Annotated in this window: 14 protein-coding genes; 8 read left to right on the forward strand and 6 right to left on the reverse strand. The window is 41.5% G+C overall.

The window, feature by feature from the left end; translation table 11 throughout:
* Window positions 1–117: 117 nt before the first annotated feature.
* Window positions 118–498, forward strand: coding sequence for a VOC family protein (locus MTF67_RS03985; RefSeq protein WP_248518755.1), 381 nt, complete (start codon window positions 118–120; stop codon window positions 496–498).
* A 126-nt stretch (window positions 499–624) separates the two neighbouring features.
* On the opposite strand, the gene MTF67_RS03990 is transcribed toward MTF67_RS03985, so the two are convergent.
* Window positions 625–1305, reverse strand: coding sequence for an SDR family oxidoreductase (locus MTF67_RS03990; protein WP_248518756.1), 681 nt, complete (start codon window positions 1303–1305; stop codon window positions 625–627).
* 228 nt (window positions 1306–1533) lie between these two features.
* A complete protein-coding gene (locus tag MTF67_RS03995) occupies window positions 1534–2532 on the reverse strand; it encodes a DUF4382 domain-containing protein (protein WP_248518757.1) in 999 nt (332 codons plus the stop codon).
* Window positions 2533–2877: 345 nt separating this feature from the next.
* On the opposite strand from MTF67_RS03995, the gene MTF67_RS04000 reads away from it, so the two are divergent.
* On the forward strand, window positions 2878–3735 hold the full coding sequence (locus MTF67_RS04000) for a mechanosensitive ion channel domain-containing protein (protein ID WP_248518758.1): 858 nt from the start codon (window positions 2878–2880) through the stop codon (window positions 3733–3735).
* Between the two features lie 235 nt (window positions 3736–3970).
* On the opposite strand, the gene astB is transcribed toward MTF67_RS04000, so the two are convergent.
* The 3 genes from astB to MTF67_RS04015 all read right to left on the reverse strand — a co-directional run bounded on the left by astB (window position 3971) and on the right by MTF67_RS04015 (window position 7846).
* Window positions 3971–5317 (reverse strand): N-succinylarginine dihydrolase, encoded by a 1347-nt coding sequence (astB, locus tag MTF67_RS04005; protein WP_248518759.1) that lies wholly within the window; start codon window positions 5315–5317, stop codon window positions 3971–3973.
* Between the two features lie 412 nt (window positions 5318–5729).
* On the reverse strand, window positions 5730–6833 hold the full coding sequence (locus MTF67_RS04010; RefSeq protein ID WP_248518760.1) for a major royal jelly family protein: 1104 nt from the start codon (window positions 6831–6833) through the stop codon (window positions 5730–5732).
* A gap of 2 nt (window positions 6834–6835) precedes the next feature.
* Window positions 6836–7846 carry a zinc-binding alcohol dehydrogenase family protein gene (locus MTF67_RS04015; RefSeq protein WP_248518761.1) on the reverse strand — a complete coding sequence of 337 codons (1011 nt, stop codon included), beginning with the start codon at window positions 7844–7846 and terminating at the stop codon, window positions 6836–6838.
* Between the two features lie 110 nt (window positions 7847–7956).
* Between MTF67_RS04015 and MTF67_RS04020 the strand changes: the two genes are divergently transcribed.
* Window positions 7957–8856, forward strand: coding sequence for a LysR family transcriptional regulator (locus tag MTF67_RS04020; protein ID WP_235575977.1), 900 nt, complete (start codon window positions 7957–7959; stop codon window positions 8854–8856).
* Here the strand turns inward: MTF67_RS04020 and MTF67_RS04025 are convergent.
* Window positions 8845–9303 (reverse strand): MarR family transcriptional regulator, encoded by a 459-nt coding sequence (locus MTF67_RS04025; protein WP_010556905.1) that lies wholly within the window; start codon window positions 9301–9303, stop codon window positions 8845–8847. The two genes, MTF67_RS04020 and MTF67_RS04025, sit on opposite strands and share 12 nt — an antisense overlap.
* A 135-nt stretch (window positions 9304–9438) precedes the next feature.
* Here MTF67_RS04025 and MTF67_RS04030 point away from each other — a divergent pair, with 135 nt between their 5' ends.
* The 5 genes from MTF67_RS04030 (at window position 9439) to MTF67_RS04050 (ending at window position 14927) form a co-directional block, all read left to right on the forward strand.
* Window positions 9439–9867, forward strand: coding sequence for an organic hydroperoxide resistance protein (locus MTF67_RS04030; protein WP_004587024.1), 429 nt, complete (start codon window positions 9439–9441; stop codon window positions 9865–9867).
* A gap of 186 nt (window positions 9868–10053) precedes the next feature.
* Window positions 10054–10407, forward strand: a complete 354-nt coding sequence (locus MTF67_RS04035; RefSeq protein ID WP_248518762.1) for a metalloregulator ArsR/SmtB family transcription factor — start codon at window positions 10054–10056, stop codon at window positions 10405–10407.
* A gap of 38 nt (window positions 10408–10445) precedes the next feature.
* Entirely contained in the window at window positions 10446–11456 is a 1011-nt protein-coding gene (locus tag MTF67_RS04040) for an ArsJ-associated glyceraldehyde-3-phosphate dehydrogenase (RefSeq protein ID WP_248518763.1), read from the forward strand.
* Window positions 11457–11485: 29 nt separating this feature from the next.
* A complete protein-coding gene (arsJ, locus tag MTF67_RS04045) occupies window positions 11486–12703 on the forward strand; it encodes an organoarsenical effux MFS transporter ArsJ (RefSeq protein ID WP_248518764.1) in 1218 nt (405 codons plus the stop codon).
* 103 nt (window positions 12704–12806) lie between these two features.
* Window positions 12807–14927, forward strand: a complete 2121-nt coding sequence (locus MTF67_RS04050) for a methyl-accepting chemotaxis protein (protein ID WP_248518765.1) — start codon at window positions 12807–12809, stop codon at window positions 14925–14927.
* The last annotated feature ends 33 nt before the right edge of the window (window positions 14928–14960 follow it).

Below are 14960 nucleotides of genomic sequence, written 5' to 3' on the forward strand. Positions count from 1 at the left end.
GCACTTTGATGAGCTACGTATCAGGCTTTAATTAGTGAAGAAATAAGTAAAGTATTACATAACAATCGTAAATTAATTAAGTGCTCACCTACTTTAATTTTTTCACAGGGAAGTTAAATGAACTTAAATCAAATTACATTACCTGTTACAGACATGGAAATTTCGACTAAATTTTATCGCGACTTAGGTTTTACTCAAATTGTAGACACCCCGCATTATGCTCGCTTTGAATGCCCAGATGGGGATTCAACTTTCTCCTTGTCTTTAGATCGAGGTGAGTTTGATTGTGGCACGGTAATATATTTTGAACATGAACAATTAGATGAACTGGTTGAGGCTTTAAAAGTTAAAGGTTTTGTATTTATAAAAGAACCTACAGACCAGAGCTATTTATGGCGAGAGGCCGTACTGCATGATCCGTCAGGACATAAAATTAAGCTATATTGGGCGGGTGTTAATAGAGTTAATCCACCTTGGCGTGTAGAAATACGCAGCTAATCAGATTTTTAATTATGCAGTGTTCAAACTTACGCTATTAAAATCCAACCTCATTTAAGTATAAAAAACCGTCAGGTTTAACGCCATTGGCATTAAACCTGACAGCTCAAACTCAACCAATCACCGTTAATTAGTCGGCATTAAATAAATCTCGCGTACGTTGTTGCGCTGGTTTGCTTCTATTGCAAACAGTACGGCGTCAGCCACATCTTGTGGGTCGAGTTTGTCGGGTTTTGCTTCATTAAAAAATGGGGTGTTTACCATGCCAGGGGCTATGGTGGTACAGCGGCCATTCCACTCGCTCATTTCTTCAGCTAAGTTTTGCCCAAACCCGTATGCAAACCATTTAGTTGCACCGTAAATAGAGCCTTTAATAGGCTTACGGCCAGCGGCTGAGCTGGTTAATATAAAGTGGCCTTTGTTTTGGCGTAAATGGGGCAAGGTTGCTTTTGCCGTCCACAGCAGGGCTTTAATGTTTATGTCTATCATGGTTAACCATTCATCGGGGTCGCCATTTTCGGTGCCTGCGGTTGAAACGCCCATACCTGCGTTCGCAAATGCGGCATCTAGTCGGCCAAATTTTTTAAGCCCTTTTGTTACTACGTTTTCAAGTTCGGTAAAGTCGGTGGCATCTGCGGGTACACTCAGTGCGTTATCTTCACCTAATGACTCAACTAGTTCAGCTAATTTATCTTCACTTCTGGCGGTAAGAATGACTTTATGGCCGTTATTAACCAATGTTTTTGCACTCGCTTCACCTATGCCACTAGAGGCACCTGTAATTAGAACTACTTTTTCTTTCGCCATGATTATTTCTCCTATGTTTACATATTCAAAATGATAAGAACGGTTTAACTAATACGTGCTATTAACTGTACCAGTACTGGGTTAACAGGGCTTGAATGAAGGTCACTTTACGAATGAATTATTTGGATGATGTGAGATGAGTGGCTTTAATGGGTTTTTGCAAAGGTGGAGTGTTCGTTTTTGTTATACTTTTTATAAAAAAAGCGCACCTTAAAGTGCGCTATACGTTTATTGTGTTATGTCAAAGCTAACTGAAAGGTCCTCAGTTTGCGGTACACTAATTTGCTTAAGTTGATAAACAGTGAAATCAGTATCTTCTAGTTCTGCATCGTCTATATGTGCGGTGCACGTATAGCCAAGTTGGTAGTCTCCCGGTGTAATAAAAGCAAGCTCAAACTCATATTGGTTATCGTCTTGGTCAAATACAACATTTGCGGTCGCAAGTGGGGCATCTTCTGGGGTTTGCTCATCTATTTCGTATATATCTTTAGGTACTTGAGCATCTGATGAATATAAATATACGGCATGTCCAAACGTTGAATCTGCAGCAGCAGTGGCGATATTGTCTGTTTCACAGTTATTAATAAGCGCTTGGCTTACTGTGCCTTCAATTTCTTGTGACTCAGAAATATTTTGTAATCGTACGCCTCTAGGTTTTAAAAAGATCTCCTCATTATTTTGGGGATCGACCAGCGATTTTTTTAGGTCAAATTCTAAAACAAAGTCGTTATCAGTTTGGTTAAGTGTAAAGCCATCGAGTTGTATTTCGCCTACACCATCATTCCCTTTTCTTTTTACCACGAGCGGAGCAATGCTGTCGTCTTCGTATACTACGTGAGATGTAAAACTAAGGTTATTAGTATCGCCATTTATAACCTGAGCGCGGATCCACGAGTATTCGCCTGCTGGCACTTCTTGATCGTCAAGCAGCTCAAAAACATCGTCCCCGGTGTAATCGAGCAAATTAACCATTTGTGGTTGAGATGCGTCAGCTTCACTTCGGGTTTCAAAACTAAATTCTTCATCGCCTTGTGTTTTAATAGTGATTGAATCAAACACGACGTTAACCGCTTTTAAACCACTAACCGGCGCATCTGACACACCAAGGCTAAAGGTTGATTTGTCGCTAGATTGTGGCGGTGTTGTGTCATTGTCATCACTTGAAGAGCCACACCCGGCTAATGCAAAAAGAACGGCGCTGCTGACTAATGTTGATTTAAAATTCATGATTTACTCCTTTAGTTTATAAAGCGGATTGTAGAAGAGCTAAGCTGAATTTAGATTGAATAGGTTTTTAGAATAGTTACTTGAAATTAATTTTTATTTTACTTTGCGTATTTTTGAACAAAAGTATGTACGCCATAGGTTAACTAGTTTGTGAGCACTAAGTTTTTAAGTGTGAAAATTTAAGCTAAAAAAAGAAAACTTTGCCCAATTAATTTGCTGATATAGGGACACCTTCCACTTATTTTAATGCTATCGCTTTAAAATTTTTACTATATACTCCCGCCACTTCTTTTGAAGTGTATAGATTTAATTCTTGCTGATAATCAGCCCATAGTTGGAATATGTATGAAAGATAAACTTATTGTGTTTTGGCAAAGCCATTCAGAAACTATCATCACTTTAGGTTACAAAGTGGTATTAGCTTTGGCTATTTTAGTTGCGAGTGCGCTTATTGCGCGTTCGGTTAAAAAAGCGATTAAAAATTCTAAGTCGCCATTAAAAAAAGTAGACGAAACGTTACTGCCGCTTTTATCGAGCATTGCGGGGTATTTAGTTTACATAATTGCTGGGCTGTTTATTTTAGATATTTTTGGCGTTAATACGGCAAGTTTAATAGCGCTAATGGGCGCGGCGGGTTTAGCGATTGGTTTGGCGCTTAAAAACACCTTAAGTAATATTGCAGCCGGCATTATGTTATTAATACTTAGGCCATTTAAAGTAGGCGATTTTGTAGATGCGAGCGGCACGCTTGGCACAGTGAATGAAATAAACTTATTTACGACTATTTTTAAAACCACCGACGGCCTTTATATCGCATCGCCTAACGGTAAAGTGTGGGGCGGCAACATTAAAAACTTTACCCGCAACGGTAAAAGGCGCATGGATATAGTAGTGGGAATTTCGTACGCCGACTCTATTGATGTTGGCTTAAATGTACTTAAAGAAGTTGCCGAATCAGAAAGCCGATTACTCGCCGAGCCCGCACCTAAAGTAATGGTTACCTCAATAGGCGAAAGCGCAGTAAATATTCAATTACGTGCATGGGCTGTAAATGGCGATTACTGGCAAACCGTGTGGGATTTAAATAAGCGCGTTAAAGAGGCTATAGAAGGCGCGGGGTTGAGCATTCCGTTCCCGCAGCGTACGTTGCATATATCTGAGTCGATGGCATCGGCAGTAACGGTTAATACCAATCCGCAATAATACTTAATCATTTTGCGGGGCTAAACGTGTCGCTACCTGCGTTAAAAAATTCTCATTTAGAACAACTAAATAACGAATTTTTTGCCTAGTTATCAACACGTTTTTCCAGCCTCAAAATAGATCTCTTAATTAAGCGAATTGGTATAAAAAACGTTTAAACTCTATTAGCACAAACACAAATAAAAATAGCGAGCCTTGGCTCGCTATTTTTGTATCAGCTTTTTGCTGACGAGTATTAACCTTCTAATTGAAAGTCGTACACTGAGCCTAAGTTAAGCAGTTGGGTTAGTTCATCCAGTGCTTGGTAGCTTTCGGTAAGTAGAGCTGAATCGGCAAAGTCGCTTGCACCTAGCTTATCGCGGTAGTTACGCTTTGCCCAGTCACAAAGCTGAGTGTATTTAGTATCGGTTAAAATAACCTCTGGGTTTACCGCAGTAAGTTCTTGCTCGTTAAGAGCTACACGTAAACGCAGGCAGGCAGGGCCGCCGCCATTTTGCATACTTTGGCGCAGGTCAAAAAACTGCACTTGGTTGACTGGGTTATCGGCTAAAATCATTTCTTCAATGTAGGCGTTTACTGCGCTATTACGTTGGCACTCTTGTGGCGCTACTAATAGCATTGAGCCATCATCTAGGCTTACTAATTGGCTATTAAATAAGTAACTGCTTACTGCATCGCTAATGCTTACTTTATCGGTAGGTACTTCAATTATGTATAGCTGTTTGCTGCCGGTGTAGGCATCGCGAATTTCTTGCAGGGCATCTTGTTGGTTTAAAAATGCTTGCTGGTGGCAAAGCAATACGTTTGCGTTACCTACTGCAATTACATCGTTATGAAACACGCCTTGGTCTATAACATCTGGGTTTTGCTGCAGTAAAATTTGGCTCGATTCTTTTATGTTATGTAATCGGCAAATGGCTTCTGAGGCTTCTAGTGTTTGCCTTGCAGGAAACTTAGCCGGTTTTGGTAATTGGCTGTTAAAGGCACTTGCACCAAATACAAACATTTCTAGGCCTTGCTCGCCGTGGCTGTCGCAAAGTCGGGTATGGTTAGCCGCGCCTTCGTCGCCAAAAAAGCCCTGATCGGGTAAATGCGTGTGGTGTGCAAAGTAGCTATCGTTATTAAACATGGCTTTTAGTAAGCGGGTAGTTGTAGCAGGCTCTATGGAGCGATGAAACTTATTGTTTAAATTAGCTGAGGTAAAATGCACTTTGCCATCGAGGGTATCTGGCGATGGAGAAACAGTAGCGGCATTGGCGGTCCACATTGCAGAGGCCGAATAACACGCGCGCAATAAAATAGGGTCGGCTTTAAATGCTTTATGAATAACTTGCGAGTCGTTGCCGGTAAAACCTAGGCGACGTAGTACGTTTAAATCGGGGCGTGCGTGGGGCGCAAACACACCTTGTGTTAGGCCTTTGTCGTGCATGGCTTTCATTTTTTCAAGGCCCTGTAACACAGCTTCTTGAGGGTTTGAAAAACTTGCCGCATTATTTAACGAGGCAACGTTACCATACGATAAACCCGCGTAGTTGTGAGTAGGGCCAACTAAGCCATCAAAATTTACTTCTAAGGCGTGCATACACGTTCCAATCATATTGTTTTTAGTTACTTAACAATACAACGCAATGGCCGCGCTTGCAAAGCCTATAAATACTAAATTTATCGGCTATAAACTCGCTCTTTGTCGCACGTAGTATGGGTATTACTCGGATCGTTTACCTGCCATACGCTAATGTCTAAACGCCATAGTAGGTAAAGGGTGTGGTATAGGTTAGCCATGGTATTTTCCTTGAAATTTTCACTGAACACATCTGTACTTTGAAAGAATTATGCCAACTGTTAATTGAATATTTTATGAATACAAATCAGATATTTATTAAAACACTAAAAATAACTTTTGAGCGCTTAGCACCACTTTGGGGCTAAAAGGGTTAAAAGTTGCACCAAAAAGCCACGCAACAGGTGCGTGGCGTATGGTTTATACGCTGTATTTAGCGCCCTACTTTACCCTTTACTAGTGGGTCGAACGACAGCACACTAAATTTTCCTTGGCTGGCATTTTTACCGTTATTTAATACTGGCGAGCGATGTAGCTCATCTACGGTAAAATATACTTTATGATCGGCGCCATAACTAAAGCCATCAGGCCAGCTTAAGCGCTCGTCTTTAAATAATACCTGGTATTTACCGCTTGGTTTTACTACGCCAATCGCGGCGTTGGTTATGTCGGTAACATACACATTGCCGCCGCCATCAACAATAATGCCATCTGAAATGGGTTTAGTGCCGTAACGCGTTACTTTACTTTCAAGGGCGCTTGCGCTCAGGCTTTTATTGTTAATATCGCTTGTGGCAATACGATAAACCGATGTGCCAGACATAGAGCCAAAGTAAAGCCACTGTTCGCTTGGGTCGAGTGTGATTGGGTTTACCCCTAAACGTGCTGGTTGGCCGCCTAGTTTCATGGTGCGCCCTTCAATGACCATGTCGATATTTTCGGCTGTGGTGTATGGGCTATTTTGTAAGACTCTGCGCGCCTCACCTGTTTTTAAATTTACGGTAATAATAGCGGCTTGGCTGCCTTGTGCGGTGTCGGCAATGTATACAACGCCGTGTTTATTATCGATAACTAAATCGTTTAAAAACGAGGTGTCGGTAATGGTGGGTTTAGCTAAATAAATTATTTTATGCAGCTGCTCTTTGTTGGTATCCCAACCGATTAAACGCCCAGCATGATCAGGGCCTGATGTATCAAGCATCCATAATACGCCATCGGCTGATACATTTATGCCAAGTACGTCGTAAAACCCTTTTCCGTTTTTATACGCGTATGCCCATTCTTCATTAGGGTAGGGTTTGGTGGTGCCATCGCTTAATAGCTCCATAATTTTTTGTTTTTGGCCGTAAAAACCATGTACCGATAAAAACTTACGGCCCGAGGGCGTAATAGCAATATTACCCGGTGGGTGCTGCGCGTCGAATGTGGCTACTGTTTTTAAATCAGCATTTTGATTAGCGGTATTAGCAAACACACTGCTGGTTAAAAACGCGGTGCTGCAGGCTGCAACTAAAAGTATTTTTTTAATCTGATTCATGGTTAAAAGCCTTCTAAAACAAGTTTACCGCGTGAGGTGTGCGATTCTAAAATTTGGTGTGCTTTATATAAATTAGCAGCGTTAATTAATCCTAAATTTTGCCCTAGCGTGGTTTTAAGTGTACCTGCGTCTATCAGTTCGCTAATTTCATTAAGTAAGGTGTGCTGCGCTGTTATATCGGCGGTAGTAAATAGCGAGCGGGTAAACATAAACTCCCAATGCACCGATATACACTTACGCTTAAACTTTAAAATATCGAACGATGTAGGGTCATCTATTAGCGCAAATTTACCTTGCGGTTTAATACACTCTACTATTTGATCTTGGTATTGGTCGGTATGGGTTAAGCCAATAACGTAATCAAATTCAGCTAAACCTAGCTCTTTGCGCTGCTCGTTTAAGTTTTTAGTATGATTGAGCACATGGCTGGCTCCTAACTCTTTAAGCCAAGTTACGCTTTGCTCGCGCGATGCAGTACCTACTACGTTTAGCCCCGTAAGTTGCTTGGCAAGCTGTACCAAAATAGAGCCAACGCCACCTGCGGCGCCAATAACTAAAATAGACTGCTGAGTATTTTGCTTATTTTTAGGCACTTGTAAGCGCTCAAACAGCATTTCGTAAGCGGTAATACTGGTTAGCGGCAGCGCTGCGGCTTGTGCGTCGGTTAATGTTTTAGGCGCACGCCCTACAATACGCTCGTCAACTAATTGAAATTGCGCATTACTGCCTTGGCGCGATAAATCGCCAGCGTAAAATACACGATCTCCCACATTAAATAACGATACCGACTCGCCAACGGCTTTTACAACGCCTACGCCGTCCCAGCCTAATACTTTGTAGCCTTGCTCCGGTGCTACATTGGCACGTATTTTTGTATCTACAGGGTTTACCGAAATAGCATTTACTTCAATAAGTAGGTCGTGCCTTGTAGCGGTTGGGGTATCAAGCTCAATTGCTTGTATAGAGTTGGGTGTGAGTGTTTTAGAGTTTTTGGTGTAGCCAAATGCTTTCATGTGGGTTCCTGATGATTTTAAGTACTTTTTAATATGCAAACACTATAGCTCAGTTGAAAAATAGAAAAAGACATGAAAAACTAAAGCACTTTCAAATTTTAATTGAAAATATGCGATCATTTAACGATATTCAAACCTTTATAGATGTAGCCAGTTGTGCCAGTATTTCTGAAGCCGCACGGCAAAACGCGCAAACCCCAGCGGCGGTAAGTGCAGCTATTAAGCGCCTAGAAAAAGACTTAGGAAACGTGCTGTTTATTCGCTCTACTCGCAGCTTACGCTTAAGTGTGGCAGGGGAGCAGTTTTTAAGTTACGCCAAAGACTCCCTTTCACTTATTCAACAAGGGGTAGCTGCAGTACAAACCGCAGTGGGCGAAGTAACAGGGACACTACAGGTATCGGCCCCGTGCGACTTAGGGCGCAATAAACTAAGTGAATGGCTTAATGAGTTTTTAGCACACTACCCGCATGTAAAACTTAAACTGCACTTAAGTGACGAAGTAAGCGACATTTACAGCCAATCAATTGATATTGCGCTGCGCTTTGGTGTACCAAAAGATTCGCAGTTAATTGCAGCGCCACTTTTTTTAAATAATGCGCGTATTTTAGTGGCCTCTCCTGAATATGTAGCAAACAATGGATTGCTTACACACCCCCTTAACTTAACGCAGCACACCACCATTACCTTTATGCGCTTTGGCGAAGTGTTTAAAGAGTGGCGATTTTATAAAAATGGCGCAGTGCAAAAAGTGCAGCTAAATTGCCAACACATAGTTAACGATGGCGAAATGGTTAGGCGCTGGGCGCTAGAGGGCAAAGGAATTGCGTATAAGTCGTACTTAGATGTAATTGATGATTTAGCAAGCGGGCAGCTCGTTCATTTATGCCCCGAGTGGCAAAGCGATCCGCTACCGCTTTATATGATGTACGCCGACCGACGCCAAATGACCCCAGTCATCAGCGCATTTAGGGCGTTTATTCAACAAAAAATAACCGCGTTAGTTGGCTAACTCATCATCGTTTTTAGTTGTTAAATCGCTTACTACTAAATCAAGTAGCTGCATGAGCTGTTTAGCTTGTGTGGGGTCTACACTTTCAAACTTACATAATATATTTTTTGGAATATCAGCGGCTTCGTTTTTAAGGGCTTGCCCACTTTGGGTAAGCTGAATTAGGCGCTTACGCTTATCGTGCTCATCTTTAATAACAGCCAGCAGAGACTTTTCGGTCATTTTTTTGAGTATTTGGGTCATAGCGCCGCCATCAATAGCGGTTTTATCTATTAGCTGCGCTATAGTTATTTTGTCTTGCTCCCACAGCGCCATCATTACTACATACTGCGGATACGTTAAATTAAGTGCAGCTAAAGGCTCACGGTAAGCACGCGCAATGCTATTTGATGCCATATATAACCTATGACACAGCTGATTTTTTAATTTTAGTTGCTCAAATGACATACCCAACTCCTAGTGCGTTAATACCTTCAACTCAAAAAACATTTTAATTTGCATGCAAAGTATTTGCAATCTCTAATTACTTGCCCTATTATTTTGCATGCAAACTAAATTAATTGATAAACTTTGGAGTTCACTATGAATGTATTACAAAACGTTGCCTACACAGCAAAAGCAACTGCAACCGGTGGCCGTGAAGGTGTAGCTAAATCAGACGATGGCCGTTTAAATGTAAACTTATCAACCCCAAAAGGGCTAGGTGGCGACGATGGTCAAGGCACAAACCCAGAGCAATTATTTGCAGCAGGTTATGCAGCGTGTTTTATTGGTGCACTAAAATTTGTAGCAGGTAGCGAAAAAATTGCTCTACCAAGTGATACACACATTAACTCTGAAGTCTCTATTGGCGCAATTGAAGGCGGTTTTGGCATTGCAGTTAAATTAGCTGTATCACTAGGTGATATGGATAAAACAGCAGCGCAAGAGCTAGTAAATAAAGCACACCAAGTATGCCCATACTCAAACGCTACACGCGGTAACATTGAAGTAGAGCTTTCGGTTATTTAATTAACTGATTACTTAGCATTGTAATAGCCCAGTGGTTTGCCACTGGGCTTTTTTGTGCGCTGCAATTTACTAGAGATCACATTAATTTAAGCGTGCTTTAAATAAATATACGAAAAATCGTATATTCACTATTTCATATATCCTAATTTTGTTTTATTGTATGCACACTAACTAAACGAGGATGCTATGGAACAACTCAACCCACTTCAATTTTACAAATGCTTAGCCGACGATACGCGCTTAAAAGCCATGTTATTAATTAGCCAAGAGCAAGAGCTATGTGTGTGTGAGCTTGTTGCTGCGCTTGAACTTAGCCAACCTAAAGTATCGCGCCATTTAGCGCAGCTTAGGCAATGTGGCTTATTGAGCGACCGTAAGCAAAATCAATGGGTGTATTATAGTATTAATAAAGCCTTGCCAGAGTGGGCTCTTAGCGTAATAGCACAAACCAAAAACGAAAATTCTGCGTTTTATAACGACGATTTAAATCGACTCAATGCAATGGGTAATCGCCCAGAGCGTGCAGCAAGCTGCTGTTAATTAAGCAAATTGATATAACTTTACTAAAGGTATTTATTATGAAAATTAAAGTAGGTATTAACGGCTTTGGCCGTATGGGACGTTTAACACTGCGCGCAGCACTAGAGTGGCCAGAAGTAGAATTTATTAAAGTAAACGATGTTGCAGGCGATGCTAAAACACATGCCCATTTATTAGAGTTTGACTCAGTGCACGGGCGTTTAGCGCACAGCGTTACAGCAAACGAAAATAGCTTTAGTGTGGCTAAACACACGATTGCCGTTACCAATAACAAAACCATTAGCGATACTGATTGGTCTGATTGCGATGTAGTAATAGAAGCCAGCGGTAAAATGAAAACCACTGAGCTGTTAAATCAATATTTAGCACAAGGTGTTAAGCGCGTTGTAGTAACCGCACCAGTAAAAGAAGATGGCATTTTAAATGTGGTTATGGGTGTTAACGATGATTTATATAACCCAAATGAGCATAAAATTGTTACAGCGGCTTCGTGTACGACTAACTGTTTAGCGCCTATTGTAAAAGTACTACAAGAAAAAGTAGGCATTAAGCACGGCTCAATGACCACTATTCACGATATTACCAATACCCAAACTATTATTGATGCGCCACATAAAGACTTACGCCGAGCTCGTTCGTGCGGGACAAGTTTAATACCTACCACAACCGGTAGTGCAACAGCCATTACGCATATATTCCCTGAGCTAAAAGGTAAGTTAAATGGCCATGCCGTGCGCGTACCGTTAACTAACGCATCAATTACCGACTGTGTATTTGAGCTTGAGCGTGGAGTAACTGCCGCTGAAGTGAATGAATGGTTTGCTCAAGCGTCTAAAAACGAGCTTGCTGGCGTATTAGGTTACGAAGAAAAACCGCTGGTATCGATTGATTACAAAACCGATCCACGCAGTAGCATTATTGATGCGCTATCTACCATGGTTATAAATAATACCCAGCTTAAATTATACGCTTGGTACGATAACGAATGGGGCTACGCTAACCGTACCGCCGAGCTTATGCTTAAAGTTGCTAAAAGCGACTTGGTTTAACCATTTATAAGGTTTAAAGGGCGTTACCCATGTTTGAGCAACTTGCTAATTTACCTACAGCAATAAAACAGTATTTAATTATTACCGGTAATTACTGGGCATTTACCTTAACCGATGGCGCACTTCGTATGCTGGTGGTGCTGCATTTTCATCAGTTAGGGTATGGTGCACTGGCCATTGCCATGCTGTTTTTGTTTTACGAAATTTTTGGTGTGATCACCAATTTAGTGGGCGGCTGGCTTGGGGCTCATTTAGGCCTGAATAAAACCATGAACTTTGGCCTGGCGCTACAAATAATGGCGCTTGCCATGTTATGCGCGCCAAGTGAATGGCTTACAGTGGCTTATGTTATGGCGGCACAAGCGCTTAGCGGTATAGCCAAAGATTTAAATAAAATGAGTGCTAAAAGCGCCATTAAACATTTAGTGCCCGAGGGAGAAAGCGGCCAAGGCCAGCTTTACAAATGGGTGGCTATTTTAACGGGCTCTAAAAACGCGTTAAAAGGGGTCGGTTTCTTTTTAGGCGGGTTACTACTTACGGTACTGGGCTTTGTCGGGGCTTTAAAAGCACTTATTATACTACTTACTATTGCGTGGATGATTAGCGTTGTATTTTTAAAAGGCGACATGGGCAAGGCTAAAAATAAGCCTAAGTTTAAAGAGCTATTTTCTAAATCCCGTGCAATAAATTTATTAAGTGCAGCACGGTTGTGTTTGTTTGCCGCGCGTGATGTATGGTTTGTAGTGGCTTTACCTATTTATTTAGCCCAGCAGTTTAACTGGAACTTTTGGTGGGTTAGTGGCTTTATGGCACTTTGGGTGATTGGCTACGGTGGTGTGCAATCGCAAGCGCCGCGTATTACCGGGACTAGTAACTCAAACGTTGATACCGTTAAACATGCCTATTTATGGGTATTGCTGCTAAGTGGTGTAACAGCACTTTTAGCACTACTTATGCAATTTGATGTGGCTGTGCATGCCACCTTGATTATAGGTTTACTTATATTTGGCGGTGTATTTGCCGTTAACTCATCTGTGCATAGTTATTTAATTGTCAGCTTTGCTAAAAGCGATGGTGTATCGCTTGATGTTGGCTTTTATTATATGGCCAATGCCATGGGGCGTTTACTGGGTACGGTGCTTTCGGGGTGGGTGTTTCAGGTTTATGGTTTTGTGGCATGTTTATGGGTGAGCGTTGCTTTACTCATAGGTGCCTCAATAACCACAGCTATTTTGGCTAAGCGTTAAAACTCAACGTATTGTATTAAATTAAATTTTGTTCGCGGTTATCGATAGCTTGATTAGTAAAATCGTCTAAACTGTACTTGTAGTTTAAACAAAGGGCAGGTCAATGCGAGAAATATCGTTAGCAAAAAAACTATTATGGCTTACAGTAGGTAGCATATTTATAACCGTGTTACTGCTATCGAGCATTCTGTGGTGGGAGCTGTCGTCGAGTAACGATGAGCTATCAAGCCAATCAGAAAAATACATAGTGGCAGAAGTTGAAGAAAAACTAAGTGCAAACGCGGCTGTATACGGTGAAAGAATTGCAGGGTTTATTAACGAGGCATACCGTGTCCCTTTTTCATTAGCTGCCATATTAAGTGGCACGGCGGGTAATGATGCACTTAGCCGCGAATCCGTTGTTAATCTTAATAAATCCATATTAAATAATAATGAGTTGCTTTCTTCCATCTATTCCCAGTTTGAAGTAAATGGGTATGATTCAAAAGATACTCAATTTACAAACGGTTACAGTCACTCTGTTGATGGTGCTGGTACACTCGAAATTTATTTTACACGCAGTAAAGAGGGCGTGGTCGAGCAGCAAGTTGTAGACGACCCTGCCGAAAAATATTTCACTAAGCTTAATGAATTTGGCCTGCGAGAGTCTGAATGGTATTTGTGTGCTAAAGACAACGTAAAGCCGTGTATTATGGAACCTTACTTATACGAAATTACGCCAGGCAACTCAGAAATGATGACGTCTCTTACGGTTCCTATTGTCAGAGACGGTCGGTTTGTTGGTATATCTGGCGTTGATTTAACGTTACCGGTTTTTCAAAAGTTAACCGAGCAGCTTTCAAAAGAGCTGTATAACGGTCAAGCTAAGGTTACCTTATTAAGTGATTTTGGTTTAATCGTAGGCAGTAGCCACTACAAAACCAAGCTTGGCCGGCCTTACAAAGAAGCAATGTCATCCACTATTACCAGTAAAGTTGAAAAGGTACGAGGTGAAAATAATCTTTTAAAAGCGGATGACACTTACCTGGTTAATTACCCCATAAATATAAAGCTTGCAGACACTCAGTGGTCGCTCATTATTGAAGTACCAGCAAATTTAGCTCTGGCTGGCCCACAGGCTTTGAGTGAAAATATGCAAAGTACCGCAGCAGCATTGGGCACTATTATTTTAGTAACCGGCTTAATTATTGCGGGTGTTGCTTTTGTAGTTATGAAATTTGTTGTGGCAGGTGTTATAGCCCCACTTGAACAAATACAAGAACGCGTTGATAACCTAGCCAGTTCAGAAGGCGACTTAACACACACCTTACATGTAGACAGCCATGCCGAACTAATTGCACTGGCTGGTGGCTTTAACCGCTTTTTAACTAAATTACGCGACCTAATTGCTGAGCTTAAAGCCGTATCAGATCAGACTAAGCAACAAGGCGAAATTGCCCAGCATATAGCCATCGACACAAAACATAATGTGCAGGCGCAGTTTAAAGAAATAGAAAGCGTTGTTACTGCTATGAACGAAATGAGCGCAACGGCGCTTGAAGTTGCAAGAGCTTCAGAACAATCAGCGCAGCAAGCTGACGAAATAAACGGCTTAGTGGTAAGCAGTGAGTCGAGCTTGTCGTCGGCTATGACGCAAGTAAAAACCATGTCTGAAGAAATAAAAGAGGCAAACCAAGCAGTTGAAAAAGTAGCGACGCGTAGTAAAGACATAACGCAAATTTTAGATGTGATCAGAACCATCTCAGAGCAAACTAACTTACTGGCACTCAATGCAGCTATTGAAGCAGCAAGGGCAGGCGAACACGGCCGAGGTTTTGCAGTTGTGGCTGATGAAGTACGAGCGCTTGCTTCTAAAACCCGTTCATCTACTGATGACATTAGCAACCTAATAGACAGCCTACTGCATGAGGTTGGTAATGCTTCCACCGTTATAGAAAAAGGCGTTGTAAGAGCACAAAATGCGGTTGACGAAACCTCTGTCGCCTTTGACGCGTTGCACAGTGTGGTTGTAAAAGTGGATGAAATAACCAATCAAATAACGCATATTGCAACAGCGGCTGAAGAGCAAAGCTTAGTAACAGAAGAAATAAATCGTAATTTAACGCTTATTTCTGATGCGGCATCTCAGTTGTCTGGTTTATCTTCGCAGGCAGGCGATAGTAGCGAAGTTCTTAATAAGCTGGTTGCTCAACAAGATAGCGAACTCAATAAGTTAAAAACCTAACAGGTACATAATTCCTAAAAATAAAAAACGGCG

The organism is Pseudoalteromonas sp. 2CM32C, from assembly GCF_023161925.1.
Lineage (GTDB): Bacteria > Pseudomonadota > Gammaproteobacteria > Enterobacterales > Alteromonadaceae > Pseudoalteromonas > Pseudoalteromonas marina.